The sequence below is a fragment of the Micromonospora sp. NPDC006766 genome (genome assembly GCF_040636055.1).
Lineage (GTDB): Bacteria > Actinomycetota > Actinomycetes > Mycobacteriales > Micromonosporaceae > Micromonospora.
The window spans coordinates 41,849-67,206 of record NZ_JBEYIX010000032.1 but is presented as its reverse complement, the minus strand read 5'-3'; the positions used below and the strand labels follow the sequence as shown (position 1 = coordinate 67,206).

Here is a 25,358-nt window from a genome sequence, read left to right as displayed (position 1 = left end):
GCCGCGCCGGCCCGGCCCCGGCCTGCTGGCGACCTCCGGCCGGCATCGGCCGGGCCGGCCGGCCACGCTTGGGGACGACACGATCAGAAGACCTCAGGGCTCCGCCCCGAACCCCGACCCTCCTCAGAGATGCCGCCGCGGATCACCTCGCCGGGCACCACAAGGGCTACCAGCCTCCCCGGACGGGGCCAAGGTCGTTCGGCTGGTGAGGCGCTCCACCTTGTCCCCGTCCGGGGAGGCTGGACGGTCTGGCGACTGCCCGACGAGGAGATCCGCTTCAGAGCTAGCCGCCACGCTTTGCCGATCAGCCGTTGCATGAGTGGTGCCAGGCGCTTCCCGCTAGGGCGACGGAATAGGTGACCTCTCTGACCTGTCGGTCGGGGGTCTCGACCGAGAACCGTACCGGCAACGGCTCGATCGAGAACGCCGAGCACTCGATGTTCAGCTTGACATCGATCCAGCCGGTACCGCCGGGGCGTAGCAGCCGAGACTGGCCGAAGTCATTGACCCGGAAGCCGGGGCGTTCACCGGTAGCCGCACGAACCGTGATCGGCGCAGGGCCAGCGTTGACCAGTGTCAGTTGCGCGTCCATCTGAAGGACACCCGCGCCGTCCGAAGTCCCGTTGCTGATGGGTGCAGGGAAGGCCACGAGGGAGACCGAAGTGTTCCGCTCCCGCTCCTCCCGTGAGTCCCGCAGCTCGCTGACACCGACACCACCGAGCACAACGCCGACCACGAAGGCAGCGACGAGCCGTACATTCATCTTCCGCATGGCCGTGAGCCTGTTCGGGGTGACGTCGTCCGACTGCGACAGCTGGTGATCGTGCTCGTCTAGGTCAATCACTTCGCGCTCCGCCGACATGGGCGTCAGCCTAGGGCTCTCCCTGGCCATGCGTCGCCAGTCGTACAGCCACCTGTACAGCCAAGGTGAACCACTGACGCCGACATCAGCCGACAGCTACGGACGGGCTGACCAGGGGCACAGGCACCGGACCAGCCATCCGCGATCTTCTTCTAATCCCAAGGCCGCAGGTTCGAATCCTGCCGGGCGCACCACCCTCACCCCAGGCCAACGGCTTGTCATTCCCAGTCCAGTAGATCACCCCGGCCTGACGCATGGCAGGCGGGCGGCCGGCATCGGCCGGCGCGGCGGGCCGCACCAGGCCGACGACAGCGACCGATCAGATTCGTCTTGGTCGGATGCAGCGCCCAGCCCGATTCCGCCCCTCAGCTAACAGAAGGTCTACGGCCGCGAGGACTGCTCGCCAGGCATGGGTGGCCGCCGGGTCATGGCGCTTGGCGAGTCGCTCGAAGGTGGCCGCCGGGCAGCCACGCGCCCACCGCGCTGCCGTGCAGCCGCGTGCCGGTAGCCCGTGTCCCAGAACGGCCCCCAGCGTTCATGATCGGGCAGCACGACACCCTCGCTGACCAGGCGATCCGGACGACAGCCGAGAACGACCTTCCAAACTGATGACCTGAAAGTCGGTGGCCGAAAGCCCTGGGCGGCACGTCAGCCGTGGGCACGCCGCACCAAGCGTCGCAGCACGTGCGCCGCGATGGCGGCCTGGCGGGTGCTCAGCGCCAGCAATGCCAGCGGATTCGGGTCCTTGGCGGGGTCCTCGTCGAACCCCTCGACGCACAACACACCACCGGCAGCCCGTGCGGGTAATCCGCTTGGTGCAACACGAGTCGCAGATACATCGCCTCACGGTCGTTCGGCGGCAGCAGTATTGGCCGTGAACTGTGCGTGTCAGCGGGTCGGTCCGGAGTCACGGTGCATTCGGGGCGGCTGCACCACTGGGGATGCACAGGAACAGATTTCATACGTCGGCTCCTTGCAGGCGATCAAAGCCCCGTTCGGTATCGCTCGGCATGGTCGGCACACCTCCGCCAAGTCACAGGTAGGCCCGCCCTGGGGAACAGAGTCCATTCGTCGTGCTCCCCAGAGCGGATGGACCGGATACCTCGGGATTGCTGAAGTCCAGGGCGTCCGTTCGCTGTTCCTGCGCGCGCTAGCTGTCGGGGGCGACGCCGTGGGCGCGGAGGATCTGGCGCACGCGCTCGCGGGTGTAGCCGGTAACCCGCACGATGTCGACTTGGCGCATGCCATCCCGAGCGGCGTCCACGATGGCCGTGGCGAGCTGATCCCGGGCCTCGGTGACCTTCTCCCGATCCTCGGCTGCGCGCTGCGCGGAGGCAGCGGCGGTCGCCTGCGCCATGTGAAACGCACGCACAGCATCCGCTAGTCGGTTGGCCACAGGGCAGATGATCTCACCAGCCAACTAGGCCGGCGAGACCGCGATCATAATTTGGCCTTGCAACCACGATGATCTCTTGCATACTTAGGCCAACTGCGGTTTGCTGATTTGGCTGCGAGCAGACGCCCCTCGGCCGGCGATTGCGCCGCCGGCCGAGGGCCTTGATCGCCTAGTCAGGAGGCAACTCGTGGGCACCCAACTCACCCTGCCCGTCTGCGGAGAAGCCGCGACAGTCCGGATCGAGTTGTACACCGCCGACTCGCTGGACGCCTGCGCGTACACCTGTACCGCGCACACTGTCCGCGCCACCGCCGTGGTCACCCGGGCCGGGCTGGACGCCCACCCGGTCGGCATAGCACTCGACGTGGGCCGACCCTGCGGCTACGTGCACGTCTACCCGACCGGCACCCTCGCCAGCGAACCGGCCGACCTGAGCCACCCGCGCTGGTGCGACCGAGAAGACTGCCAGCGCCGGGGCCAACATCGCTCCCGCACCCGGCAAATGGACACCAACCAGCCGGAGGCGTTCATTGTTGAGGTGGCCCTGGTCCAAGCCCTACACCCGGCCGGTGAGCCCATGGTGAACCTGACCAGCGTGGAAGGCGCAGCCGCGGCCAGCCTCGTCCTGTCGATCGGGCAGGCCCGGGTACTGCGGTACCGCCTGGCCGATCTACTCGACCTGGCCAAGGCAACCGGCAACGGCGGGCGCTGGACGTAAGGCCAACCGATGCGCAGCACCCGGGGCCGCCCACCGGTCAGGTAGGCGGCCCCGATTGCTCACTTACCGGGCTTGTAGCGCCGCTCGACGTGGCCCTTGAGGTCCTCCGGGTAGAAGTAGACGGACCGGAGGTTGCCGCTCGCGTAGCGCTCGGCCTGGTCGGCGAAGTGCGGCGAGGCGGGGTTTCCGCTGTTGCCGCCCTCCCTGACCGCCCAGGCCCGCAGCTTCGGCCCGAACTCGACGACCGCGACGAAGGTGTTGCCGCTGCTGGCGTAGAAGCGCTTCGTGCCCGACTGGCGAGCCCCCGGGTACGTGGCGAGGGATCCCCAGGTCCCGGAGGTGAAGGGCACCGGGATGCTCGGCTTCGCGTCGTCGAACGTCTGGGTGATCGCGCCGTCGTTGCGCTGGAAGCGGTTGATCTCGCCCCAGGGCACCTGCCAGCTGCCGAAATCGCTGGTCAGCCGGTCCACTGCGGCGTCGAGCGACGCGAGTCGCTGCGCATCGGTGGAACGCGATCCCGCGGCCCAGAAGATGGCGAGCGACGTCGCGGTGGAATTGGCGCTCCAGCGGTAGTCCCAGCCGCGAAGCAGACCGATCGGGCCGGTGAGCCTCACCTTCTGCGGGTCGCCCGCAGCCAGTTTGTCCCATGCGGCGACGAGCTGCGGGATGAGATCGGCGAATGCGGGGAGGTAGGTATCAAAAGCGACATCGCGCAGCGCCTGCGGGGTGAAGTCGTTCCGCCCGGACATCAGCTGGATGACATGCCGCCCGCGCTCGTTCTCGCTGCCCGTGTTGAAATAGCGGGGGAAATCAGCGGCGTTGGGGCTGTCCGCGCCGGCGGCGGTCCAGGGCCAGTTGTTCGTGTTGAACATCCAGCCATTCTTCGGATTCACTACCTGTGGCATGCTCTCGAGGCTGTGCAGCCCTTGCCAGTCGGTCGCCGGATCGCTGCCGTCAACCGGCTGGGTGTAGTTGAAGCGATTGTCGCGGACCGGCATGAACTGCGGCAGCAGGAAGGCGGCGGTGCCCTTCGAATCCGCGAACAACGTGTTGTTCGAGCTGTTGGCCTTGAGCTTCGCCACCTCCAGGTAGTCCGCGTAGTCCCGCGCCTTGGTGCGCAGGAAGCTCTGCTGCAGCGCCTCGACGGGCTTGTTCATCAGGGCGAAGGCGATCCACTTGCCGGACGCCTGGCGCACGATCGGGCCGTGATGCGTGGCGTAGGTGGTGAAGCTGCGCTGGGCCTGCCCACCGTCCGCGGTGCGGTACGACAGCGTGATCGTCTTCGTCGTCACCGGCCGCAACTGGTCGCCGTAGCGGTAGGAGAGGTTGCCATCCGCCCCGGTCACGATGGTCTCGGAGAACTCGTCGACGTTGTCGACCACGGCCGAGGTGTGCATCCAGCCCACGTTCTCGTTGAAGCCCTGGTAGATGAAGAACTGGCCCCAGGTGGCCGCGCCATAGGCGTTGAGCCCTTCGTCGCTCGTCATGTGCAGTTCGGAGCGGAAGTAGAAGCTGGTGTGCGGGTTGATCAGCAGCAGAGCCCGGCCGTTCTGCGTGTGGCTCGCCGCGATCGCGATGCCGTTCGAGGCCTGGGACGGGCGGTACGGCGCTTCGGGCTCCATCTCGGCCATCGCCACCGCGTTGGTGTCGTAGAAGGCCCGGAGCGAGGTGAGCGACACCCGCTCGATATCGCCGCCGATGCTGCCTTCGCTGAAGCTCAGCGCCATCCACGGCTCGAAGCGTGTGATCACACGCGGGCGCACCTCGGGGTGCGTCGCGAGGAAGTAGTTCAGTCCGTCCGCCCAGGCGTCCATCAGCTTGCGCAGCCAGGCCGGGCTGTTGGCGTAGAGGGCCTTCAGCACCTCGGGATCGATGAACAGCCGCTGGCGCAGGTCCTGCCAGATCGCGCTCTCGCCCTCGGCCTCGGCGAGGCGGCCGAGGTTGACCAGGTAGTTCCGCTCGATGCGGTTGAAGTCGTCCTCGGCCTGGGCGTAGATCATCCCGAACACCGCGTGGGCGTCGGTCTTGCCCACCACGTGCGCGATCCCCCAGTCATCGCGGGTGATGGTCACGTGCGCCGCCTGCTGGTTCCAGCGGGCGTGGTCGGGCGGGCCGGGTGCGGCGAACGCGGCGCCGGACGACAGTCCCGTCGCGGATACGGCGGCTCCAGCGGCCAGCCCGGCTGCTCCGCCAAGGATCCGGCGCCGGCTCAGCCCATTGCTCTGCGCGTGGTTCATACGGTGGTCCACCTTTCTCGGGAGCAAGGGATCATGCCCGGTTCGCCGATATGTGCCGGGGCGATGATTGATGATCAATGTGTTCTGAACTAGGTAACACTCGCTCCGATCACGAAGCAATAGAGATCAACAAATATTCTCCCGTGAGACATCCTCGTAATAATCGACACTCGTCAGATCGTGTCGGCGCTACGCACGTGCTCGGGGCGTACGCCGATGCCGGCCAGTCGGGCGGGGAGGGCCTGCAGCGCCGGAAACCGCTTCAGCAGGCGAATCGGTGCCGGCGACTCGATCCGGCCGGTGGCGTGCAGCAGCGGGTCGACGACGCGCCGCTGCGCGGCCCGCTGGATGTTCTGCGTCAGCACGGTCGGGAAGCGTCGACGCTTCTGCACAGCAGCGAGGTCCGCTTCGGTCACCGGCCGCCCGGCGGCGAGCTTCGGGCCCAGCATCCGGGCGGTGGCCGTGGCGTCCTGCACCGCCAGGTTGATGCCGACGCCGGCGATCGGGGACATGGCGTGCGCGGCGTCGCCGATGAGCAGCACGCCGGGCGCGTGCCACCGCTTCAGCCGGTCGACCTTCACCGTCAGCAACTTGACGTCGTCCCAGGTGGCCAGCTCGCCGACCCGGTCGGCGAAGAGCGGGTGCCGCCGCGCCACCTGCTTGCGCAGCGCGTCCAGCCCGGCCGTGCGGATCTCGTCGTAGCCGCCCTTGGCGATGAGGTACGCGCACTGGTAGTAGTCGCCGCGGTCGATGGCGAGCATCAGCCCGCCGGAGCCGACCCGCATCGCCAGGCCGTCGTCGTCGGTGGGCCGGCGCGAGATCCGGAACCACAGCACGTCCATGGGCGCGCCGTAGTCGACCGGCCGCAGGCCGAGCTCCCGGCGTACCACCGAATCGCGGCCGTCGCAGGCGACGGTGAGCGAGGCCCGGACCTCCAGCTCGCCCTCCGGACCGACGGCCCGCACGCCGGCGACGGCGCCGGACGCGTCGCGGAGCAGGCCGGTCACGGTGGTGGAGCGGAGCAGCGTGAAGGTCGGGAACTTCGCCGCCTCGATCGCGAGCATTTCCAGGAAATCCCACTGGGGTACGAAGTAGACATAGTTGTGCGGCGCCGGCAGGCGGGTGAAGTCCGCGACCGGGTAGGTGCCGTCGTCGAAGGTGACGTGCAGCCCGCCGACCTTGCGCCCGGGCAGGGCCGCCATCCGTTCGCCGAGCCCGATCTCGTCGAGCATGTCGAGAGTGCAGGGGTGCACGGTGTCACCCCGGAAGTCCCGGAGGAAGTCCGCGTGCTTCTCCAGCACCGTGACCGCCACTCCCTGCCGGGCGAGCAGCAGCCCGAGGACGAGGCCTGCCGGCCCACCGCCGACGACGCAGACGTTGGTCTTCATGAATCCTCCCCAATCGCAACCGACGTTGCTTTTGCAGCCTGACATGATGGGACGCGTAACGCAACGGCTGGTGCGATAGAGGAGGCCTCGATGTCCGTTGGTCAGCGACCGGGCGGGCGCAGCGCCCGCGTCCGGGCCGCCGTCCTGACGGCCGCTCGCGAGCTTCTTCTCGACGGGTACGCCGAGCTGACCGTCGAACGGATCGCCCAGGCGGCCGGCGTCAACAAGACGTCGATCTACCGGCGCTGGGCCGACCTGGAAGGCGTCCTCGGCGACCTGCTCAGCGAGTACGCCAGTGAGGTCGTCCCGATCCCGGACACCGGCAACCTCGACACCGACCTCGAAGAGCTGGCATTGCTGATCCGGCGCGGGATGACCGGCGAGCCCGGCGAGCTGATCACGGCCCTGGCCGCAGCCGCCCCCCGCAACCCGCGCGCCGCGCAGATCGTCCGCGGCTTCTTCGCCGAACGGTTCGGGCTGGCCGAGGCCATCATCGACCACGCGGTCGGCCGCGGCGAGCTGCCCCAGGGCACCGACGCCCAGGCCGCGATCGAGCTCCTGGGCGCGCCCTTCTTCCTGCGGCTGCTCGTCATCGACGAGCCCATCGACGAGGAGTTCGCCCGACGTACGGCCGCCGCAGCCGCCGCAGCCCTTCGCGCCGGCGTCTTCAGCCCTGCCCCGCACAACGAGTCGTGAAATTGGCCTCGTCACGGTTGTCGCACCACGGCACTACGGTGACCGGGTGACCGAGATCTTGTTGTTCCATCACGTCCTGGGGCAGACCCCGGGCTTTCTTGAGTTCGCCGACCGGTGGCGCGGGGCGGGCCACACCGTGCACACCCCCGACCTGTACGACGGCGCCACTTTCGAGTCCGTCGAGGAGGGCGGGGCGCACGCCGAGGCGATCGGCTTCGACGAGATCGTGCGACGGGGCGAGGCCGCCGCCGCGTCCCGGCCCGAGTGGATCGTCTACGCGGGCATCTCGCTCGGGGTGCTGCCGGCGCAGTCGCTCGCTCAGCGGCGTCCCGGCGCGCGGGGCGCGCTGCTGCTGGAGAGCGCGGTGCCGCCGGAGAGTTTCGGCGGGCCCTGGCCGGCCGGGGTCCCGGCGCAGCTGCACGCGATGGCCGACGACGAGCTGGCCGAGGTGCCGGTCATGCGGGCGGTGGCGAGCCAAATCGACACCGCCGAGCTCTTCCTCTACCCGGGCGGTGGCCATCTCTTCACCGACCGCAGCGCGAAGACGTACGACGAGGCCGCCACCACGCTGCTCGTACGCCGCACCCTGGACTTCCTCGACCGGGTCGGCTGACCCGTCATGGTGACCGAGACGGCGCTTCGGCTGGGCGACGGTCGCACCCTGCACGTCTACGACACCGGCGGCGCGGGCCGGCTAGCCGTCTTCTGGCACCACGGCACGCCCAACATCGGCGCACCGCCGGCGCCCCTTTTCGCGGCCGCCGACCGGCTCGGCCTCCGCTGGGTGTCGTACGACCGTCCCGGCTACGGCGGCTCGACCCCGGTCCCCGGGCGCGGCATCGCCTCCGCCGCCATGGATGTCGCCGCGGTGGCCGACGCGCTGGGCATCGCACGGTTCGCGGTGATGGGCCACTCCGGCGGCGGCCCGCACGCCCTGGCCTGCGGCGCGCTGCTGCCCGACCGGGTGATCGCGGTGGTGAGCGGCGCCGGGTTGGCACCGTACGACGCGGAGGGGCTGGACTGGTTCGCCGGCATGGTGCCGTCCGGGGTGGCGTCGCTGCGCGCGGCGGCGGCGGGCCGGGCGGCCAAGGTGGCGTACGAGACCTCGGGCGCCGAATACGATCCGCAGTTCACCCCGGCCGACCTGGCCGCGTTGCACGGCGACTGGTCCTGGTTCGACAGCGTGGTCGGCCCGGCGACGAAGGCAGGGCAGGGCGGGCTGATCGACGACGACCTGGCGTACGTCTCGCCGTGGGGCTTCCGCCCCGCGCAGGTCACGCCGCCGGTCCTGCTCCTGCACGGCGACCGGGACGGCATCGTGCCGGCGGCGCACAGCGAATGGCTGGCACGGCATTGCCCCGCCGCCGAGTTGCGTCGCTATCCCCAGGACGGCCACATCTCAGTGCTCCGGCATGCCGAGTCGGCTCTGGACTGGCTGCGCGAACGCGCCGCCGCCGACACCGACCGGGGGTAGTAGCCGTCACTGGCAGATCCGCCAGGCCCCGTCCTCCTTGGTCAGGGCGTACGTCTGCGTGGTGGGCATCCCCTGCCGCACGGTGTACCGCACGCTTGCCGACCCGAACACCCGCCCGTTGTTGTTCTGGACGTTCAGGCCGACGATCTCGTACCCGTCCAGCAGCGGCCCATTCGACTGCTGTCGAACGAAGTCGTCCTGGCTGAGCCGGTCGCGCAGCTCACCGCAGAGCTGCCCGTACGCGGTCGGGTAGTCGTGGCTGACCAGCGCGCCGGCGAACGTGTCCACGGTGGTCTTGGCCGGACCGGTGGCGTCCTTCACCGCGCCATAGAGGAAGAAGCCGCCGACGACACCACCCAGACAGCAGATCGCGAGCACGACACCGACGACGATGAGCACCGTGCGGGTCGTGTTCTTCTTCGGTGACACCATGGCTGGCTCGTAGGTCATGGCGGCAGGGTAGGAAAATCACGCAACCGGGGTGGCTCGAAGCGGCCGGCTACCGGGTGCACCTGGTCGACCTGGTGCCGGCGCACGTGACCGCCGTCTGGGCGGCGTACCCGGAGGTGACGGCGACCGTCGGGAATGCCCGCGACCTGCCCTGGGCGAGCGACGCGGCGCGCACCGAGGGTGACCCGTTGCGGTTTGGCATGTTATTCTCCGACGTCGATCTATGCCGCGCGGACCCGACGGGGTCGCTGCCGGAAGGACCCTCCCCCGATGCCGGTCGTTGCCGCCACGACCTCGCCGACCCCACTGGACCGACCGGCCGGCGGCGCGTTCAGCCGCGTTTTCACCACCGTGCCGGCGCTGCTCCGGCTGACCTGTGGCCTGGTCGGCGCGGTGGTGGCCCTGGCGGTCCGCACCCCGCCGGTCCGGGTGGAGCTGCTGGTGCCGGCGGTCGCCGTGCTGACCGCATGGTCCGTCTGGTACGCGGTCCGCGCGCTGCGGCACGGGGCCACCGGCCCGCTGGTGGCCGGCGACGTCGTGCTCACCACCGCGGCCGGGCTGGCGATCCCGTGGCTGGTCGCACCGGAGGTGCTGCCCGGCGAGGTGAGCTGGATCGCGGTGCTCGCCAGCACCACCGTGATCAACGCGCAGACCACCGCCCCGGCCCGCTGGTCGGTGCCGGCCGGCCTGCTGGTCGCCGCCGGCTACGCGATCGGTGCCACCGCCGCCGGCAACCCGGTCGAGGCGCGGGCGCACGCGATGACGCTGCTGACGCAGACCGGCATCGCGGCGGTGATGACGGCGGTGATCCGGCGCCGGATCGGCCGCGCCGACGCCGCGTTCACCGACTACCAGCGGCTGGCCCGCGAGGCGGTCAGGGCGCGGGCCGCTCGGGAGGCCGAGCGGCGGCAGAACCGCGACCTGCACGACACCGTCCTCGGCACGCTGACCATGATCGGGCTCGGCGGGGTGGCCGGCTCCTCGGCCACACTGCGTGACCGGTGCGCGGCGGACCTGCGTACCCTCGCCGACCTGGCCGATGCCCGGTCGGCGCCGGTTACCGGCCCGGTGGCGCTGGACGACCGGCTGCGGGCGGCCCTGGCCCGGCTGCCCGAGCTGCCGGTGGCCGCGACGCTCGCGCGGTGCGTGGTTCCGGCGGAGGCCGCCGGTGCGCTGGCCGACAGCGCCGCCGCCGCGCTGGCCAACGTGGTCCGGCACGCGCCGGGTTCCGCCGCCAGCCTGCGCCTGGCGCGAGACGGGGCCACCGTCGTGGTCGAGGTGGCCGACGACGGTCCCGGCTTCGACCCGGCCACCGTCCCCGCACACCGGTACGGGCTGCGCGAGTCGATCATCGGTCGGATGGCCACGGTGGGCGGCCGGGCAGAGGTGACCTCCGCCTCTGGTGCCGGTACCCGGATCCGGCTGGAGTGGACCGGTGGCGACTGACCTGGTTGCGGCGGGCGCGGTGGCTGACGCCTCCGACCGGGCTGCCCGGATCGGCGCGGTCACCATCGCGCTGGCCTGGCACCTGGCGATCGCCCTGCCGGAGCTGCTCGGTGCCGGGTCCGCACCCGCCGCCACGGCGGTGATCGCCGCGGCCTGGCTGGTGGCCGCGGCGGTCGGTGTAGTGGCCGGCGTACGCCTGCTGCGTGGTGGCCTGCCATCCGCCTGGGGGCTGACCGCGGTGCTGCTGGTGGTCGACGCGGTGGTGTTCGTAGCGGTCGGGCAACCTTTCGCCCCGGCGAACTGGGCGTGGGGCGGCCTGGTCTGGTTCTTCCTGCTGGTGCTCTGGCGACGGCCGGTCGGGTGGCTGCTGGCGGTACTCGGCGCACACGCGGCGATCGCGTTCGCCGCGCTGCTCGCGTCCGGCGCGCACGCCCCGGCCGACCTCACCCGCTACGCGATGTACGTCTACGGCGTGTCCTCGCTGCCCGTCGCGGTCTTCGTCGGCGGCGCTGCGCTCGCCGCCCTGGCCCGGAACCGAGCCGGCACCGCTACGGCCACGGCGGCGGTCGAGGCAGAACGAGTGGCGGCGGAACAGGCCCGGGCGGACCGGCAGGCACGGCTCGGCCTGGTCAGCGGCACCGCCGAGGAGGTGTTGGCCGCTCTCGCCGCCGGCGACGCGGACCCGGCCGACCCGGAGGTGCGCCGCCGCTGCGTACTGGCGGCGGCGCGGCTACGCCGGCTGATCGCCGAATCGGACGACGTGCCCGATCCGCTGTTGCACGAGCTGCGGGCCGCCGCCGACCTGGCGGAACGCAACGGGCTGCCGATCGAGCTGGTCGCCGTCGGCGCCCCACCGGAGCTGCCGGTCGAGGTCCGCCGACGGCTCGCCGACCCGGTCGCCACGGCCCTCGCCGACGCCCGAGCCTGGGCCCGGCTGACCGTGGTCGCCGGCCCGGACGAGGTGGTGGTCAGCCTGGTCACTCCCGACCAGGACGGGCCGGACGCGACCGGCCCGCCGGTCGGGGACGGTGGTGCGGCCGGCAACGGGGACGCGCCGGTGGAACTCGAGCATGAGCGGGACGGGGAGATTCGATGGACGCAGACCAGATGGCGCAGGACGTGACGGAGGGGCCGCCGATCGGGGTGGCGATCGTGGACGACCACCCGGTGGTGATCGACGGGGTACGCACCTGGCTGGCCGGCGAGCCACGGCTGCGCGTACTGGCCACCGGGGACGATCCGGACGCGGTGCTGCGGGCCGCCCCGGAGGCCGAGGTGGTCCTGCTCGACCTGCGGCTGCACGGGCGGATGGCAATCGACAAGCTGGCCGAACTGAGCGCCGCCGGGCGGCGGGTGGTGGTCTACTCCGAGCACACCGACCCGGACACCATGCTCGCCGCGCTGGACGCGGGGGCGGTGGCGTTCCTCGCCAAGCACGAGGGGCGCGAGCACTGCGTGGCGACGGTGCTCGCCGCGGCGAGCGACCGCCCGTACGTGCCGCCGGCGCTGGCGGGGGCGATGGTCGGCGATCCCCGGCCGGACCGGCCGGCGCTGTCGGACAAGGAGCGTGAGGCGCTGCTGCTGTGGTTCCAGTCGATGTCGAAGGCGTCGGTGGCCCGCCGCATGCGGATCAGCGAACACACGGTCAAGCAGTACGTGGACCGGGCCCGGATCAAGTACACCCGGGCGGGACGACCGGCCGCCACCAAGGCGGCGCTACTCGCCCGGGCGATCGAGGACGGGCTCGTCCGACCGGAAGAGATCGGCATCTACCGGTCGCAGGCATCCACCGACCGGCCGACCCCCTAACGGGTGTCATGACAGCGGGTGTCGCGTCGGTCAGGCTCGGATTGTCGCCAACCGTCTCCGGGGAGGTCGTGACCGTGCAGGAGGACTCCGCACCCTTCTTCATCGGGCCGCACCGCTTCGACGCGGACGACCGCGCCCGTCCCGTGCTCGACCGGCGGTACGCGCTGGTCCCCGAGGTGGGCGAGCGGGTGCTCGCCCAGCACCGGCTCGGCGTGGCCGGTCAACTGCTCGGTCCCACCGAGAGCGTCTGCGCATGGAAGCTCTCCGCCCCGGCGACGGTCACCGTGACCGACCGGCGGCTCGCCTACGTCTGCCCCGACGCCGAGTTGTCGCTGGTGCCCGGGCGGGACGGCCGGACGCATGCCCGACACCGGCGTCCGGTCCGGCTGTCCCGCCTGGTCAGCGGGCAGATCCGATGGCAGTGGCCGTCCCGGATGGAGCTGGCCGACGGCCCCGACGGCGACCTCGAGCTGCGGGTGGTCTGCGACGCATTGCGGACCATCCGGCAGCCGACGCTCGCCCTCGCCGGCTCGGACGCCCTGATCGTCACACTGGCCCGACAGGTACGCCGCGCGGTGGCCGCGTTCCGCCTGGTCCACCCCGAACTGGTGGAACTCTCCCCGCCGGAGCGGGACACGCTGCTGATCCGGGCCGGCGCAGCGCCCGGACCGGCCCGGGGTGCGGTGACCCTGCCGGGGTCCCTGCCGGTGGAGTTCCTGTCCCGGGACGACTACTACCGCCCGGTGCGGGACGCCGCACCCGCCTGGCCGCGGCTGGCGTTTCCGGCGCAGGACCGGCCCGGCTCCGCCTGCTGACACGATCGGCCGAGTCGCAGCCCGCCAACGGCCGGAACCCGCCAGCCGGAACGGAATCAGGCGGTACGGGCACCGCGGCCCCGACGGTCCAGCTCGGCCGCCTGCTCGGGGGTGGGCGCGGCGCCGCCCAGGTGGGCCGGCTGCCACCAGGCGTCCTCGGGGCCGGCGGGTTGCTCCGGGTACTCCCGCTGGGCCCGGTCGACCAGTGCGGCGAGGCGGCTGCGCAGCTCGACCGTCAGCGCGGTGGCGTCCGGGTACCCGGCCGGGTCGATCGGCTCCCCGACCAGGATGGTGATCGGCGTGTGCCGGCGCGTCAGCGCGCGCGGCCGGCCCTTGGTCCAGAGCCGCTGGCCGCCCCAGAGGGCGACCGGCAGCAGCGGCACGGACGCCTGCTGGGCCATCCGGGCGGCCCCGCTCTTGAGCTCCTTGACGGTGAAGGATCGGCTGATGGTCGCCTCTGGAAAGACGCCGACCACCTCGCCGCGCCGCAGCGCGGCCACCGCGGTCTGGTACGAGCCGGCGCCAGCCGCCCGGTTCACCGGAATGTGCTTCATGGCTCGCATGAGCGGGCCGGAGACCTTGTGCCTGAAGACGGAGTCCTTGGCCATGAACCGGACCAGCCTGCGGGACTCGAGCGCGCCGAAGCCGCAGAAGATGAAGTCCAGGTAGCTGACGTGGTTGCTGGCCAGCACCGCGCCCCCGGTGCGGGGCACATGGTGGCTGCCCTTCACCGTCAGGCGCAGGTCCAGGACCCGGAACATCGTTTTGGCGGCGGCGATCACGGGCGGATACACGAGTTCCGGCATCCAGCAACTTTACCGCGAGTAGGTTACGCAACCGTAGGTGCGGAGCAGTGCGGGCTCGGGTACCACGACGACCCCTGGACGGACCTGCTCGGCCACTGAGCGGGTTCGCCCCGATCAGGCGGCGAGCTTGTTGAGGTCCAGCCGGCCCCGGGCGAAGGCGTCGACCTTGCCCCACCGGCCCGGAATGTCGAGCACCTCGATCCGCCCCATGCCCACCGGCAGGCGCGGGTCGACCGACAGGTGCCCCTCGTGCGGCTCCAGCCCGAGCATGGTCCGGAGCAGCAGCAGCGGCGTCCCCGTCGACCAGGCCTGCGGGCTGCACGCCGTCGGATATTCCACGGGGAACTTGGTCAGCTCCCGGTGGTAGCCGCCGAACGCCTCCGGTAGCCGGCCGTCGAAGTAGCGTGCCGCGTCCAGGATGCCGTTGGCGATGCAGGCGGCCTCCTCGGCGAAACCGTACCGGCGCAGACCCCAGGCGATGAAGGAGTTGTCGAACGGCCAGATGGTGCCGTTGTGGTAGCCGATCGGGTTGTAGCGGACCTCGCCCTCGGCCAGGGTGCGTACCCCCCAGCCGGAGAAGAGGCGCGGCCCGACCAGATGCTCGGCGACCTTCGCCGCCCGGTCCTCGTCGACGATGCCGCTCCACAGCAGGTGACCGATGTTGGAGCTGAGCACGTCGCACTGCCGTCCGTCGGGGTCCAGCCCGAGGGCGTAGTACTCGCCGTCCGCCACCCACCAGTCGCGGTTGAACCGTTCTTTGAGCGTGGCCGCCTCGCGTTCCAGTTGGTCGGCGTACGCGGGGTCGTTCCAGAACTCCCGGGCCAGCCGGGCGGCCCGCATCTTGGCGTCGTACGCGTACCCCTGCACCTCGCAGGTGGCCCGCGGGAACGGCGGCAGCTTGCCGTCGGCGTACGAGATGGAGTCCCAGGAGTCCTTCCAGCACTGGTTCTCCAGGCCGGTGTCGGTGTTGCGGCGTTCGTACCAGATGTAGCCGTTGCCGACCAGGTCGGCGTAGCCGTCGACCCACTTCAACGCCGCCCGGCACTCCTGTTCCAACTCCTTGACCAGCGCGACGTCGCCGCTCCACTTCTCGTACTCGTCGAGGAGCACCACGAACAGCGGCGTCGCATCCACCGAGCCGTAGTACGGCGAGTGCGGCTGTTCCTCGAAGGCCGCCGTCTCGCCGTACCGCATCTCGTGCAGAATCCGGCCCGGGTCCTCTTCCCGGAAGTCGTCGAACCGGGTGCCCTGCAGCGAACCGAGGATCCGCAGCGTGGTCTTCGACATGTCGGGTGCGAAGGGCAGCACCTGGAGGCAGGTGAGGATGCTGTCCCGGCCGAACATGGTCATGAACCAGGGCAGACCGGCGGCCGGCAGCGTCTGCCCGCCGAGGGAGATCGGCGAGAAGCGCAGCGCCGCCAGGTCGATCAGGCTGCGCCGGTACGTCGACGCCAGTTCGCCGTGCTCGCTGTTGACCTTCGGGGCCCGGTCGATCCACTCCTCCAGGTCGCGCTGGAGGGCCAGCCGCTCGACGCCGTGCGCCCGCAGCCCCATCCGCAGGTCCCGGCCGCCCGGGCCGATCGCGGTGGTCTGCACGTCGATGCCGGTGTCCCACTGCTCGTTGGGCTCCAGGTGGAGGGTCCAGGAGAGTCCGTTCCGGTCGTACCTGGCCGGGACGGAGGCCGAGATGATGGTCTCCCGCTTGAAGTTGCCCCGCCGGTAGCCCAGCCGGAGCCGATCTTCTTCGGCCTCGGAGTAGATCTCGCCCTTCTTGTTCAAGATCTCGTCCTTCACCTGGAACAGGTCGGCGAAGTCCGAGCCGGCGTCGATCCGGACTTCCAGGTCGACGGCCTTCTCGTCGTGGTTGAGGATGGTCAGCGTCTCCCGGAAGCTGCCGCCCACCGCTCGCTCCCGGATGATCGACAACTTGGCGTCGACGTAGTGCGTGGCCAGCCCCGGCACCAGGAAGAACCGGGCCTCGAAGTACTGCAGGTCGTCGTACGACAGCGAGTTGAGCCGTTCCCCGTTGACCGTCAACACCCACTTCGACAGGTACCGGGTGTCGATGGCGAAGAGGCCGGTCGGCTCGCTCGGCGTGGCCTCGATGTCGCCGGTGTCCTCCGAGACCACGAAGGTGTTTCCGTCGAGGATTCGGACCGTGTTGGTGCCCGCCATCAGTGCATCTCCCTCCGGAACGGGTGCCGCGGACACTGCGAGTCCGCCGGGCCGGGCAGCAGCCGCTCGACCTGGAGCAGCAGCCGCAGGTCGCCCGCGACGGTCATGTCGCCGCGGAGCAGGGCCGCGATGGCGTTCTCCTGGCCCGTGACCAGCTCGTCGAAGAGCCGCGGCGCGCTGCCCACCACCGTGTCGGCCTCCCGGTCCTCCTGCCGGACCTGAAGGTTGCCCCGGTCGATCTGCAGCAACCAGTGTGTCGTCTGCGCCCCCTCGTGCAGGTCGAAGCGCAGGGTTCCGGAGCTCTTCGCCAGCAGGGGTTCGAACCCCCGCCGGTCCAGCTCCTCGAAGAACCTCGTGGTCGCGTCCACCATCCGGTTCACTCCTCCCGCGAGCCGCGGCGTTCCACGTCCGAGGAGGGGTCCCCGCCGGGCACGCCGTCAACCTCGCCCGGTTCGGGTGACTCGCCGGTGGTGGCATGTTCGGCGCACGGGTCCCGGACGTGCGAACGCCGGCCCCCGCAACGGGAGGCCGGCGTTCGGTCGCGGCGGACGGGTCAGTTGTTGGGGTCGTCGGCGCTGATGTCGGCGAGCACCGACTGGGGCTCCCGCTCGACGGCGAGGTCACCCATCGAGATCAGCCCGACCAGGCGGCCGTCGTCGATCACCGGCAGCCGACGGACCGCGTACGTCCGCATCAGGTCGGCGGCGGCCACCGCGTCGTCGTACTGGCTCACTGTCACCACGTCCTTGCTGGTGATCTGGTTGAGCCTGGTCGTGTTGGGGTCCAGGTTCTCGGCCACGCCGCGGACCGTGATGTCCCGGTCCGTGACGATGCCGACCACGTTGTCACCGTCGGTCACCACCACGTCGCCGATGGCGCTGTCCCGCATCTCCTGCGCCGCGGCGGTGAGGGTGTCGCTGCCGTCCATCGTCACCAACCGGGTCGTCATAAACTCTCCGACCGTTGTCATGGTGCTCCCCTCTCGGTTCGGCACCGCCGTCTACCCGCCCGCCGCGCCGGGGTAACCCGCCCGGGTCAGCGGCGCGGGGGCATGCCGTAGACGCGCTCGACGTGCAGCCGCAGCACGAGCCGGCGCTCGGCGACCATGGCCCGCCGGAAGTCGTCCCAGTCCGGGTGTTCGCCCTGCACCGCGCGGTAGAGGCCGACCAGTTCCTCGACGGTCGGGGCGTCCGGCCGCTCGGCGACCGGGGTCAGCTCGGCCCGCGCCTCCGCCACCGCGTACGCCCAGCCGTCCTCGCTGCTGACGTGGAAGCTGGCCCGGGGGTCGCGGCGCAGGTTGGCGGTCTTGGCCCGGCCGTCGGTGACCGACACGCGGATCAGGCCCGGCCCACGGTCGAAGGAGTAGACCACGTTGGACAGCTGAGGCCGCCCGTCCCGCTTGATGGTGGCCAGCACGCCGAGCCACCGGCTCGCGATGAGGTCGGTCAGGTCGTGCCGGGTCTGTTCGTCCGTCATGGGGCCTCCGGTTCAACGTGATCGCAATCCCCCATTCCACCGCAAACCCCCACCCCGCCGCACCCCCTCCCCGCTCCCGCGCCTCCCTGTTCCCGTCGATCATGGAGTTGCGGCGGTGGACGAAGGACTCGAAACCGGTCAAGCCGGAAACCACATCTCCATGATCGGCGCGCGGGGAGGGGCGGGGGGCGGGGGGGCGGGGGCGGGGTCAGAGGTCGGCGGCGACCAGTTCGGCTAGCTGTACGGCGTTGAGCGCGGCGCCCTTGCGCAGGTTGTCGTTGGCGCAGAAAAGGGCCAAGCCGTGCTCGACGGTCTCGTCGGCCCGGATCCGCCCGACGTAGGTCGGGTCCTGGCCGGCTGCCTCCAGCGGGGTCGGCACGTCGGAGAGCGCCACGCCCGGCGCGCCGTCGAGCAGCTCGCGGGCGCGGGCCGGGGTGATCGGGCGGGCGAAGCGGGCGTTGATCTGAAGCGAGTGGCCGGTGAAGACCGGCACCCGGACGCAGGTGCCGGAGACCTTCAGCCCGGGGATCTCCAGGATCTTCCGGCTCTCGTTGCGCAGCTTCTGCTCCTCGTCGGTCTCGAAGGAGCCGTCGTCGACGATCGAGCCGGCCAGCGGGAGAACGTTGAAGGCGATCGGGCGGGCGAACGAGCGCGGCGCGGGGAACTCGACGGACGCGCCGTCGAAGGCGAGCCCAGTGGCGTGCTCGGCGACCTTGCGGACCTGCTCGTCGAGCTCGGCCACGCCGGCCAGACCGGCGCCGGACACCGCCTGGTAGGTGGCGATGACCAGGCTGACCAGCTCGGCCTCCCGGTGCAGCGGACGCAGCACCGGCATCGCGGCCATGGTGGTGCAGTTCGGGTTGGCCACGATGCCCTTCGGCCGGTCAGCGATGGCGTGCGGGTTGACCTCGGCGACCACCAACGGAACCGCGGGATCCATCCGGAACGCCGACGAGTTGTCGATGACCACCGCGCCGGCCTCGGCGACCCGGGGTGCCAGCTCCCGGGCGGTGCTTCCGCCCGCCGAGAAGAGCACGATGTCCAGCCCGCGGTAGTCCGCGGTGGCCGCGTCCTCGACGGTAACCTCGCCGTCCCGCCAGGGCAGGGTGCGCCCGGCCGACCGCGCCGAGGCGAACAGCCGCACCTGCTCCGCCGGGAACTCCCGCTCCGCCAACACCTGCCGCATCACGCCACCGACCTGGCCGGTGGCTCCCACAATGCCGATCCTCATGCCCGCGAGGCTACCCAGCCGGGCGGCCCGACCGGGAAACGTTTCCCACCGCACGGGCCCGGCGCGGGCGTCCGCGACCGAAATCACACCTCCCGGCAGGCCCTGGCACGGTGCCGACGCCCGCGCCAGGGCCACGACCGGAGCCGCGCCCGGGACGGTCAGGGGGTGTGGTCGACGACCTCGCCGAGGCCGGTGGCGACCAACTCGTCCCGGATGACCGCCGAGTCGCCCTCGACGACCAGGGTGAGCGCCTCCGGGTGAAGGTACGCCGCGGCCGCCGCCGAGACCTCGGCCACGTCGGCGGCGAGCAGCGACTCGCGCAGCCGGGCGTGGTAGTCGTCCGGCAGGTCGTGCACCACCAGGGTGGTCAACGCCGACGCGATCGCGCGCGGGCTCTGCAGCTCGACCGAGAGCTGACCGGCCCGCCACGAGCGGGCCACCGCCAGCTCGTCCTCGGTCACCCCGGTCAGCTGGGTACGCGAGACCTCGCCGACCGACTCCACCAGGGCCGGCGCGGTCACCGCGGTCTGCACGCCGGAGCTGATCCCGAACCGGCCGAACCGGCGGGACGAGGCGAAGTCGCCCCGGATGCCGTACGTGTAGCCGTGCACCTCGCGGATCAGGTGGTTGAGCCGGGAGGTGAACGCCCCGCCGAGCACCGTGCCGGCGAGCGTCATCGGGACGTGGTCCGGGTGGGCGCGGTGCGGGGACGGGTGCCCGAGGCGGAGCGTGGACTGCACCGAGCCGGGCCGGTCGACCAGGATGATCCGCCGCCGGTCGTGCAGCGGCACCTCGATCGGGCCGCCCTTCTCCACCGGCCCGCCAGCGGTGCCGGCGAACGCCGCGGCGCCGAGCGCGTCGAGGTCGAGTCGGTCCAGATCGCCGACGACGATCAGCGTCCCCGGGCGGATGAACCACTCCGAGTGGAAGACGGTCACGTCGTCCACGTCGAGGGCGGCCACGCTGTCCGGGTCGCCGTACATCGGACGGCCCCAACGGTTGTCGGTGCCGAAGATGTCGCCGCGCAGCACCGCGTCCGCCCGGGGGCCGGGGTTGGCCCAGTCCATCCGCAGCGCGGTCGCCTCGTCGTCGCGAACCCGCAGCACGTCGGCCGGGGCGAGCTTCGGGGTGCGGACGGCCTCGGCGAGCAGCTCCACGGCCGCGCTCAGTCGGTCGACCGGCACCTGCACGCTGACCTGGAAGGAGTCCCAGTCCAGCCCGGTCACCAGCTCGGTGCCGAGCGCCTCGATGGCCAGCGCGTACGCGGTGGCGTCGCGCTGCGCGGTGCCCTCCTCCAGCGCCTTGGCGAGCACCCCGCCCAGCCCCTCCTTGCCGACCGGCTCGCGGCCGGCGCCCCCGTCGAGGAGCAGCAGCGCGACCGCGAGGTTCTGCCCCGGCAGGTGCGCGGCGACGACCTGCCCGCCGGCGACGGACCGGCGGATCACCTGCGGGAACCGGTACGGACGGGCGGCACCCGGCCCGGGACGGGTGGTGATCAACGTCATGACGCCTCCTCGGGCTGGTAGGTCAGGGTCACCCGGTCGGCGGCGCCGAGCAGTTCGGCGGCCTGCTCGGCGATCTGCTCGGCGGTGACGGCGAGCCAGGCGGGCAGCCGCTCGCCGGCCTTCGCCGGGTCACCGAACTGGGTGGCGTACCGGCCCAGCGTGTCCGCCCGGCCGTCCACGGTGGACATGTGCCGCCACCACTGGGTGCTCAGCAGCGCCTTGGCGCGGTCCAGCTCGGTCGCGGTCACCGGCACGGTGGCCAGCTCGTCGACCACCTCGACCAGCCCGTTCCGCAACCGCTCGGCGGTCACGCCGGGACGGGCCGTGACGGTGGCGATCAGCGGGGCCGGGCCGTGCGCCAGGTCCACGCCGTACGCCCCGACCAGGTCCGGCTGGGCGATCCGTTCCCCGTCGGCGAGCCGCTGGTAGAGCCGGCTGCCCCGGCCACTGCCCAGGACGGTGGCGAGCACGGTGGTGACGTCGTACCCCGCGGTGCCGAACGGGTGGGTGCGGTGCGCGACGTACACCCGGGGGGCGGGCACGTCGGCGGTGACGGTCTCCACCGCCGGTCGGCCGGTCGCCGGCACGGTCCGCCCGTCTGGCGCGGCGGGGATGTCGGCGCGGGACGGGATCCCGCCGAAGTATTTGTCGGCCAGCGCGAACACCTCGCCGGCCGTGGTGTCACCGACCACGGTGAGCACCGCGTTGTTCGGCGCGTAGTACGTGGTGTGGAAGGTCTGGAAGGTGGGCAGGCCGGCGGCGTTCAGGTCGGCCATCGACCCGATCGTCGCGTGGTGGTAGGGGTGGCCGGGTGGGTAGAGCAGCGGCAGCAGCCGCAGCCAGGCGTCGCCGTACGGGACGTTCTCGTACCGCTGGCGGCGCTCGTTCTTGACCACGTCCCGCTGGTTGTCCAGCGTCTCCTGGGTCAGCGCCGGCACGAGGCCGCCCATCCGGTCGGCCTCCAGCCAGAGCGCCAGCTCGAGGTGTTCGGCGGGGACGGTCTCGAAGTAGTTGGTCCGGTCCGGGTTGGTGGTGGCGTTCAGCGAACCGCCGGATCCCTGGATGAACCGCATGTGCTCGGTCTTCGCCACGTTCACCGAGCCCTCGAACATGAGGTGCTCGAAGAGGTGGGCGAAGCCGGTCTGTCCCTCCGGTTCGTGCCGGGAGCCCACGTCGTACCAGAGGTTCACGGCGACGGCGGGGGCGGTGCGGTCCTCGCTCACCACCACACGCAGGCCGTTGTCAAGTCGGGTCGTCTCGATGGGCCAGGGGTAACCGCTGTCGGGCATGGCACGACGCTATCCGATCTCGCGGGCGGAAAGGTGACGAGCGGAGGCATCTTCGGCCGTGCCGGCGCGTGCGGTCCGCCTCAGTCCGGTGGCTCGCTCGGGGTCACGGTCTGATCCGACGTGCGGTGCTCCAGCGTGGTGTCCTGGGCGACGTTCACGTCCTCCCGGATGTCCGACTCGGCGAGGATCGCGTCGGCCTGGGCCTCCGGGTCCTCGCTGCCCGCCGCGGCCTCCTCGGGCAGCAGGTGGGCTCGGGCCCCGATTCGTTCCTGGTCGCTCTGCTCCTGACTCATGCCGTCCTCATACCCCGCGTACCGCTCTGCGGAACGGAGCGGGACTTCCCCGTCGCGTCGGGGTAGGCTGGCCGGCGTGACGCGGTCGTATCGATGGTTTAGGCAGCCGGCTGGAGGAGCCGGTGACCTCACCATGATCTGACGTCACTTTTCTTCGAGCCGGCCGGGCAGGGATGAATCCCTGCCCTTTCGCAATTGAGCAGCCGGCTCGACCCCCGGGCGCCGGCCCCGGGGCACGGTCGGCGGAAGGAGCCCCACCGTGACGACCCCGGACGCCCACCACGTCATCGACCAGCGGATCGACCGTGTCGTGCCGCTGACCACCCCGGCCCTGCTGCACCACCACCTGCCGCTGGACACGCCGCTCGCCGAGGCCGTGGTGGCCGGCCGGCGCGCCGTCGGCCGGGTGCTGGACCGGGCCGACGACCGGCTCCTGGTCGTGGTCGGCCCCTGTTCGGTGCACGACCCCGCCGCCGCCCTCGAGTACGCGGGCCGGCTGCGCGAGGCCGCCGACCGGCTCGCCGACGACCTGCTGGTGGTGATGCGGGTCTACTTCGAGAAGCCCCGCTCGACGGTGGGCTGGAAGGGCCTGATCAACGACCCGGGGCTGGACGGGTCGGGCGACGTCAACACCGGCCTGCGTACCGCCCGGGCGCTCCTGCTCGACGTGCTGCGCCTCGGCCTGCCGGTGGGCTGCGAGTTCCTCGACCCGATCACGCCGCAGTACATCGCCGACACCGTGGCCTGGGGGGCGATCGGCGCCCGGACGGTGGAGAGCCAGGTGCATCGGCAGCTCGCCTCCGGCCTGTCCATGCCGATCGGCATGAAGAACCGTCCCGACGGCAGCATCTCCACCGCTGTGGACGCGATCCGCGCGGCCGGCGTGCCCCACGTCTTCCCCGGCATCGACGTCTCCGGCACCCCGGCGATCATGCACACCCGCGGCAACGCCGACGGGCACCTGGTGCTGCGTGGCGGGGGCGGCCGGCCGAACTACGACGCGGAGTCGGTGGCCGCCGCGCTCGACCTGCTGCGCGCGGCCGGGCTGCCCGAGCGTGTGGTGATCGACGCCAGCCACGCCAACAGCGGCAAGGACCACCGCAACCAGCCGGTGGTCGCCGCCGACGTGGCCGCTCAGCTCGCCGCCGGCCAGCGCGGCATCGTCGGCGTCATGTTGGAAAGCTTCCTCAAGCCCGGCCGGCAGGACCTGGACCCCACCCGGAAACTCGAGTACGGGAAGTCCGTCACCGACGCCTGCCTAGGCTGGGACACCACCATCGAGGTCCTCACCGCTTTGGCCCAGTCCGCCCGCACCCGCCGCGCCACGCTCCCCACCCCCGCCTGACCACCCCGCCTTGTTGGTCATGAGGTTGACGGCGCCCAAGAAGATCGACACCGCCGCCAACCTCATGATCAACGAAAGGTCCGCGTTTGGGCGATTCGGGACCGGGTAGGCGGGCGGGGTGAGTGAGGATGCGTCCGTGACCGCGCAGCCGGACACCCGGCTGCTCGACGAGCTGCTCGACGACATCTATCACGGCCAGGAGCGGATCAGTCAGGTGGACATCTACCGCCGGGCGATCGCCGCCGAACTCCCCGCGCAGCTGTTGGCCAGGATCGCCGCGCTTCCTCAGGGCGAGTACGCGGTCGACGAGGCGGCCGACCTGCTGGGCGGGACCGCGGGCTGATCCGTGCCGCAGGCACGCCCGCGACGGGCGGACCCGGCCGGTGCGTACGACGGAGAGGACACCCGGATGACCAAACGCGGGCAGGGGCAGCAGCACCACATCGAGGCGCTCGGCCAGCCGCCGACGGCGCCGGACCCGAACGCCGACCCGGACTTCGCCCGGGAGCACGAGGAGACGGCGGTCGCGGACGAGGTCATCACCGGCGAGGACGAGGGCGAGCGGGAGCCCGAGGCGTCGCGTGGCTGGGCCGGCGAGGACCACGGCACCCGGGCCACCTGAGGAACCTCACCCGCCGTGTGGTCCGCCCTCGGCCGCCCGCTGGGCGACGGCGTACCCCATCTGCAGGAAGTCGGAGGCGGCCACCGCGGTCAGCGCGGTGGCAACCAGCCGGGTCAGCCGTGGCGCCAGCACCAGGCCCCCGGTGAGCCCGGTCGCCACCCAGACCGCCAGGCAGAACGGGCAGCTCAGTAGCTCGCCGAGAGCGTGGCGGGTGGGGCTGCCCTCGTCGCGTACCTGCTCCATCACCTCGCCGCTGCCGATCGGGCGGTCGTAGCGGGTGAACGGCGCCCGCAACGGACTGGTGATGGCGTCCTTGGCCAGCAACCGGCTGAGCTTGTGGGTCGCGACGCAGAGCAGCACCACGTCACCGGGCGCGGGCCGCTCCGGCACCGGCCGCCCGGTCGCTCTGACCAGGCCCACCAGCGACGCGGTCACCGTCGCGTAGGTGCCCATCGCCTTCAGGTAGCCCTCCAACGGCCGATGCTCGTGCGGCGCGTACGCCTGGCGCAGGCGCGCCACCTTCTGCTTCAGGCCACTCCCGGTCACCCGGCCTCCTCGATACTCACGGCCCGGCCGGCTCAGCCGGCGGTCAGGTTGTCGGCCACCTCGCGGGCGAGGTTGGCCAGGGTCTTCTCGGCCAGTCCGTCGGCGTCCGCGCCGGCCAGGTCCAGCCGGACCTGGGCGCCACCGGCGTCGGCCGCCTTCACCCGGATCTCGGCCGACCAACCGGGCGCCGAGTCGCTGCACCACCGGGCGCACATCTCCGCTCCGCTGACCAGCTCCGGGCGGCGATCGCCGTCCTGCCGGAGCGGCTCGGGCAGCCACGCGGCCGCCCGGTCCGGGTCGATGACCGTGTTGAACACCACCTCGGGTGGCGCGGACATCCCCCGCTCGGCGTGCGCCACCATCAGACGCCCCGCAGCCGACTCGGGTCGACCTCCCGCCCCGGATGCCGGGCAAGGTACTCGGTCTCCAGCTCGGCGGTGCGGCGCAGGTGGTTGGCGAGCGCCGAGTCGGTGGCGTGTCGCAGGGTGTCGAGTCGGGTCCGGTGCAGGCTCTGCATCTCCCGGATGAGGTCCTCGTCACCCAGCTCGGTGGGGTCCACCCCGAGCAGCTCGCCGTCGACGTCGCCGAGCACGGGGTCGATCCCGGCGCGGTCGTCGTCCCACTCGGGCAACCGCTGCTCCGGGCTGGCCTCACCGGTGCGGCGTGCTGATTCGGTCATCGTCGCCCCCTCGTCTCGTTCGGGTTGGCGTCTGGACGGATGCCCACCCGAGGTGCCACCAAACCCCGCCAGCTACGACACCGCGTCGGAGAGGGCGGCC

At 71.6% G+C, this 25,358-nt stretch carries 29 protein-coding genes; 11 read left to right on the top strand and 18 right to left on the bottom strand.

Annotated features, from left to right (window positions below; translation table 11 throughout):
* Nucleotides 1–304 precede the first annotated feature (304 nt).
* The 3 genes from ABZ671_RS22900 to ABZ671_RS22890 form a co-directional block, all read right to left on the bottom strand.
* Nucleotides 305–862: a hypothetical protein gene (locus ABZ671_RS22900; RefSeq protein ID WP_357861535.1), complete on the bottom strand. Its 558-nt coding sequence runs from the start codon at nucleotides 860–862 to the stop codon at nucleotides 305–307.
* A 648-nt stretch (nucleotides 863–1,510) separates the two neighbouring features.
* Nucleotides 1,511–1,645, bottom strand: a complete 135-nt coding sequence (locus ABZ671_RS22895; RefSeq protein WP_357861533.1) for a hypothetical protein — start codon at nucleotides 1,643–1,645, stop codon at nucleotides 1,511–1,513.
* 367 nt (nucleotides 1,646–2,012) lie between these two features.
* Entirely contained in the window at nucleotides 2,013–2,219 is a 207-nt protein-coding gene (locus tag ABZ671_RS22890; RefSeq protein ID WP_357861531.1) for a hypothetical protein, read from the bottom strand.
* A 226-nt stretch (nucleotides 2,220–2,445) separates the two neighbouring features.
* Here ABZ671_RS22890 and ABZ671_RS22885 point away from each other — a divergent pair, with 226 nt between their 5' ends.
* Entirely contained in the window at nucleotides 2,446–2,976 is a 531-nt protein-coding gene (locus tag ABZ671_RS22885) for a hypothetical protein (protein ID WP_357861529.1), read from the top strand.
* A gap of 59 nt (nucleotides 2,977–3,035) precedes the next feature.
* Here the strand turns inward: ABZ671_RS22885 and ABZ671_RS22880 are convergent, their stop codons facing one another.
* Entirely contained in the window at nucleotides 3,036–5,213 is a 2,178-nt protein-coding gene (locus ABZ671_RS22880; protein ID WP_357861527.1) for a penicillin acylase family protein, read from the bottom strand.
* 173 nt (nucleotides 5,214–5,386) lie between these two features.
* On the bottom strand, nucleotides 5,387–6,601 hold the full coding sequence (locus tag ABZ671_RS22875) for an FAD-dependent oxidoreductase (RefSeq protein WP_357861525.1): 1,215 nt from the start codon (nucleotides 6,599–6,601) through the stop codon (nucleotides 5,387–5,389).
* Between the two features lie 90 nt (nucleotides 6,602–6,691).
* Here ABZ671_RS22875 and ABZ671_RS22870 point away from each other — a divergent pair, with 90 nt between their 5' ends.
* From ABZ671_RS22870 to ABZ671_RS22860, 3 genes are read left to right on the top strand one after another with little or no spacing between them, the layout of a single operon-like run.
* Nucleotides 6,692–7,297, top strand: coding sequence for a TetR/AcrR family transcriptional regulator (locus ABZ671_RS22870; protein ID WP_357861523.1), 606 nt, complete (start codon nucleotides 6,692–6,694; stop codon nucleotides 7,295–7,297).
* Nucleotides 7,298–7,343: 46 nt separating this feature from the next.
* Entirely contained in the window at nucleotides 7,344–7,910 is a 567-nt protein-coding gene (locus ABZ671_RS22865) for a dienelactone hydrolase family protein (protein ID WP_357861521.1), read from the top strand.
* A gap of 6 nt (nucleotides 7,911–7,916) precedes the next feature.
* Nucleotides 7,917–8,771, top strand: a complete 855-nt coding sequence (locus tag ABZ671_RS22860) for an alpha/beta hydrolase (protein ID WP_357861519.1) — start codon at nucleotides 7,917–7,919, stop codon at nucleotides 8,769–8,771.
* Nucleotides 8,772–8,777: 6 nt separating this feature from the next.
* Here ABZ671_RS22860 and ABZ671_RS22855 read toward each other — a convergent pair whose 3' ends face one another.
* Nucleotides 8,778–9,221, bottom strand: coding sequence for a hypothetical protein (locus ABZ671_RS22855; protein ID WP_357861517.1), 444 nt, complete (start codon nucleotides 9,219–9,221; stop codon nucleotides 8,778–8,780).
* Between the two features lie 270 nt (nucleotides 9,222–9,491).
* Here ABZ671_RS22855 and ABZ671_RS22850 point away from each other — a divergent pair, with 270 nt between their 5' ends.
* From ABZ671_RS22850 to ABZ671_RS22835, 4 genes are all read left to right on the top strand, one after another.
* Nucleotides 9,492–10,667, top strand: a complete 1,176-nt coding sequence (locus tag ABZ671_RS22850; protein WP_357861515.1) for an ATP-binding protein — start codon at nucleotides 9,492–9,494, stop codon at nucleotides 10,665–10,667.
* The gene (locus ABZ671_RS22845) at nucleotides 10,657–11,790 is read left to right on the top strand and encodes a hypothetical protein (protein WP_357861513.1); all 1,134 of its coding nucleotides are present in this window, start codon (nucleotides 10,657–10,659) and stop codon (nucleotides 11,788–11,790) included. The genes ABZ671_RS22850 and ABZ671_RS22845 overlap by 11 nt, the downstream gene beginning before the upstream one ends.
* Nucleotides 11,760–12,476 (top strand): response regulator transcription factor, encoded by a 717-nt coding sequence (locus ABZ671_RS22840; protein WP_357861511.1) that lies wholly within the window; start codon nucleotides 11,760–11,762, stop codon nucleotides 12,474–12,476. The genes ABZ671_RS22845 and ABZ671_RS22840 overlap by 31 nt, the downstream gene beginning before the upstream one ends.
* Nucleotides 12,477–12,550: 74 nt before the next feature.
* The gene (locus ABZ671_RS22835) at nucleotides 12,551–13,291 is read left to right on the top strand and encodes a hypothetical protein (RefSeq protein ID WP_357861545.1); all 741 of its coding nucleotides are present in this window, start codon (nucleotides 12,551–12,553) and stop codon (nucleotides 13,289–13,291) included.
* A 56-nt stretch (nucleotides 13,292–13,347) separates the two neighbouring features.
* Here ABZ671_RS22835 and ABZ671_RS22830 read toward each other — a convergent pair whose 3' ends face one another.
* The 9 genes from ABZ671_RS22830 to ABZ671_RS22790 form a co-directional block, all read right to left on the bottom strand.
* On the bottom strand, nucleotides 13,348–14,097 hold the full coding sequence (locus ABZ671_RS22830) for a lysophospholipid acyltransferase family protein (RefSeq protein ID WP_357861509.1): 750 nt from the start codon (nucleotides 14,095–14,097) through the stop codon (nucleotides 13,348–13,350).
* A gap of 114 nt (nucleotides 14,098–14,211) precedes the next feature.
* Nucleotides 14,212–16,272 (bottom strand): glycogen debranching N-terminal domain-containing protein, encoded by a 2,061-nt coding sequence (locus tag ABZ671_RS22825; protein WP_357861507.1) that lies wholly within the window; start codon nucleotides 16,270–16,272, stop codon nucleotides 14,212–14,214.
* Complete coding sequence (locus ABZ671_RS22820) at nucleotides 16,272–16,643, bottom strand: SCP2 sterol-binding domain-containing protein (RefSeq protein ID WP_357861505.1); 372 nt, start codon at nucleotides 16,641–16,643, stop codon at nucleotides 16,272–16,274. The genes ABZ671_RS22825 and ABZ671_RS22820 overlap by 1 nt, the downstream gene beginning before the upstream one ends.
* 182 nt (nucleotides 16,644–16,825) lie before the next feature.
* Nucleotides 16,826–17,242, bottom strand: coding sequence for a CBS domain-containing protein (locus ABZ671_RS22815; protein WP_357861503.1), 417 nt, complete (start codon nucleotides 17,240–17,242; stop codon nucleotides 16,826–16,828).
* A gap of 65 nt (nucleotides 17,243–17,307) precedes the next feature.
* Complete coding sequence (locus ABZ671_RS22810) at nucleotides 17,308–17,748, bottom strand: PPOX class F420-dependent oxidoreductase (protein WP_357861501.1); 441 nt, start codon at nucleotides 17,746–17,748, stop codon at nucleotides 17,308–17,310.
* A 208-nt stretch (nucleotides 17,749–17,956) separates the two neighbouring features.
* Nucleotides 17,957–18,979: an aspartate-semialdehyde dehydrogenase gene (locus tag ABZ671_RS22805; RefSeq protein ID WP_357861499.1), complete on the bottom strand. Its 1,023-nt coding sequence runs from the start codon at nucleotides 18,977–18,979 to the stop codon at nucleotides 17,957–17,959.
* A 158-nt stretch (nucleotides 18,980–19,137) separates the two neighbouring features.
* On the bottom strand, nucleotides 19,138–20,484 hold the full coding sequence (locus ABZ671_RS22800) for a pitrilysin family protein (RefSeq protein ID WP_357861497.1): 1,347 nt from the start codon (nucleotides 20,482–20,484) through the stop codon (nucleotides 19,138–19,140).
* Nucleotides 20,481–21,773: a pitrilysin family protein gene (locus ABZ671_RS22795; RefSeq protein ID WP_357861495.1), complete on the bottom strand. Its 1,293-nt coding sequence runs from the start codon at nucleotides 21,771–21,773 to the stop codon at nucleotides 20,481–20,483. Before ABZ671_RS22795 ends, ABZ671_RS22800 begins: the two co-directional genes overlap by 4 nt.
* Before the next feature lie 80 nt (nucleotides 21,774–21,853).
* Entirely contained in the window at nucleotides 21,854–22,066 is a 213-nt protein-coding gene (locus ABZ671_RS22790) for a hypothetical protein (RefSeq protein WP_357861493.1), read from the bottom strand.
* Nucleotides 22,067–22,325: 259 nt separating this feature from the next.
* Between ABZ671_RS22790 and ABZ671_RS22785 the strand changes: the two genes are divergently transcribed.
* The 3 genes from ABZ671_RS22785 to ABZ671_RS22775 all read left to right on the top strand — a co-directional run bounded on the left by ABZ671_RS22785 (nucleotide 22,326) and on the right by ABZ671_RS22775 (nucleotide 24,033).
* Entirely contained in the window at nucleotides 22,326–23,411 is a 1,086-nt protein-coding gene (locus ABZ671_RS22785) for a 3-deoxy-7-phosphoheptulonate synthase (RefSeq protein ID WP_357861491.1), read from the top strand.
* Nucleotides 23,412–23,529: 118 nt separating this feature from the next.
* Nucleotides 23,530–23,754 carry a hypothetical protein gene (locus tag ABZ671_RS22780; RefSeq protein ID WP_357861489.1) on the top strand — a complete coding sequence of 75 codons (225 nt, stop codon included), beginning with the start codon at nucleotides 23,530–23,532 and terminating at the stop codon, nucleotides 23,752–23,754.
* A 66-nt stretch (nucleotides 23,755–23,820) separates the two neighbouring features.
* Entirely contained in the window at nucleotides 23,821–24,033 is a 213-nt protein-coding gene (locus tag ABZ671_RS22775; protein ID WP_357861487.1) for a hypothetical protein, read from the top strand.
* 6 nt (nucleotides 24,034–24,039) lie between these two features.
* Here ABZ671_RS22775 and ABZ671_RS22770 read toward each other — a convergent pair whose 3' ends face one another.
* From ABZ671_RS22770 to ABZ671_RS22760, 3 genes are read right to left on the bottom strand one after another with little or no spacing between them, the layout of a single operon-like run.
* Nucleotides 24,040–24,579: a DUF1360 domain-containing protein gene (locus ABZ671_RS22770; RefSeq protein WP_357861485.1), complete on the bottom strand. Its 540-nt coding sequence runs from the start codon at nucleotides 24,577–24,579 to the stop codon at nucleotides 24,040–24,042.
* Between the two features lie 32 nt (nucleotides 24,580–24,611).
* A complete protein-coding gene (locus tag ABZ671_RS22765) occupies nucleotides 24,612–24,938 on the bottom strand; it encodes a hypothetical protein (RefSeq protein WP_357861543.1) in 327 nt (108 codons plus the stop codon).
* A 2-nt stretch (nucleotides 24,939–24,940) separates the two neighbouring features.
* Nucleotides 24,941–25,258 carry a DUF6158 family protein gene (locus tag ABZ671_RS22760; protein WP_357861483.1) on the bottom strand — a complete coding sequence of 106 codons (318 nt, stop codon included), beginning with the start codon at nucleotides 25,256–25,258 and terminating at the stop codon, nucleotides 24,941–24,943.
* Between the last annotated feature and the right edge of the window lie 100 nt (nucleotides 25,259–25,358).

Bases quoted from the DNA above. Each gene is read 5' to 3' on its own strand.
- ABZ671_RS22790 (WP_357861493.1), bottom strand. From the start codon at position 22,066: ATGAGTCAGGAGCAGAGCGACCAGGAACGAATCGGGGCCCGAGCCCAC.
- ABZ671_RS22855 (WP_357861517.1), bottom strand. From the start codon at position 9,221: ATGACCTACGAGCCAGCCATGGTGTCACCGAAGAAGAACACGACCCGC.
- ABZ671_RS22830 (WP_357861509.1), bottom strand. From the start codon at position 14,097: ATGCCGGAACTCGTGTATCCGCCCGTGATCGCCGCCGCCAAAACGATG.
- ABZ671_RS22840 (WP_357861511.1), top strand. From the start codon at position 11,760: ATGGACGCAGACCAGATGGCGCAGGACGTGACGGAGGGGCCGCCGATC.
- ABZ671_RS22850 (WP_357861515.1), top strand. From the start codon at position 9,492: ATGCCGGTCGTTGCCGCCACGACCTCGCCGACCCCACTGGACCGACCG.
- ABZ671_RS22795 (WP_357861495.1), bottom strand. From the start codon at position 21,773: ATGCCCGACAGCGGTTACCCCTGGCCCATCGAGACGACCCGACTTGAC.
- ABZ671_RS22860 (WP_357861519.1), top strand. From the start codon at position 7,917: ATGGTGACCGAGACGGCGCTTCGGCTGGGCGACGGTCGCACCCTGCAC.
- ABZ671_RS22800 (WP_357861497.1), bottom strand. From the start codon at position 20,484: ATGACGTTGATCACCACCCGTCCCGGGCCGGGTGCCGCCCGTCCGTAC.
- ABZ671_RS22825 (WP_357861507.1), bottom strand. From the start codon at position 16,272: ATGGCGGGCACCAACACGGTCCGAATCCTCGACGGAAACACCTTCGTG.
- ABZ671_RS22775 (WP_357861487.1), top strand. From the start codon at position 23,821: ATGACCAAACGCGGGCAGGGGCAGCAGCACCACATCGAGGCGCTCGGC.
- ABZ671_RS22820 (WP_357861505.1), bottom strand. From the start codon at position 16,643: ATGGTGGACGCGACCACGAGGTTCTTCGAGGAGCTGGACCGGCGGGGG.
- ABZ671_RS22875 (WP_357861525.1), bottom strand. From the start codon at position 6,601: ATGAAGACCAACGTCTGCGTCGTCGGCGGTGGGCCGGCAGGCCTCGTC.
- ABZ671_RS22890 (WP_357861531.1), bottom strand. From the start codon at position 2,219: ATGGCGCAGGCGACCGCCGCTGCCTCCGCGCAGCGCGCAGCCGAGGAT.
- ABZ671_RS22815 (WP_357861503.1), bottom strand. From the start codon at position 17,242: ATGACAACGGTCGGAGAGTTTATGACGACCCGGTTGGTGACGATGGAC.
- ABZ671_RS22760 (WP_357861483.1), bottom strand. From the start codon at position 25,258: ATGACCGAATCAGCACGCCGCACCGGTGAGGCCAGCCCGGAGCAGCGG.
- ABZ671_RS22870 (WP_357861523.1), top strand. From the start codon at position 6,692: ATGTCCGTTGGTCAGCGACCGGGCGGGCGCAGCGCCCGCGTCCGGGCC.
- ABZ671_RS22810 (WP_357861501.1), bottom strand. From the start codon at position 17,748: ATGACGGACGAACAGACCCGGCACGACCTGACCGACCTCATCGCGAGC.
- ABZ671_RS22805 (WP_357861499.1), bottom strand. From the start codon at position 18,979: ATGAGGATCGGCATTGTGGGAGCCACCGGCCAGGTCGGTGGCGTGATG.
- ABZ671_RS22900 (WP_357861535.1), bottom strand. From the start codon at position 862: ATGTCGGCGGAGCGCGAAGTGATTGACCTAGACGAGCACGATCACCAG.
- ABZ671_RS22880 (WP_357861527.1), bottom strand. From the start codon at position 5,213: ATGAACCACGCGCAGAGCAATGGGCTGAGCCGGCGCCGGATCCTTGGC.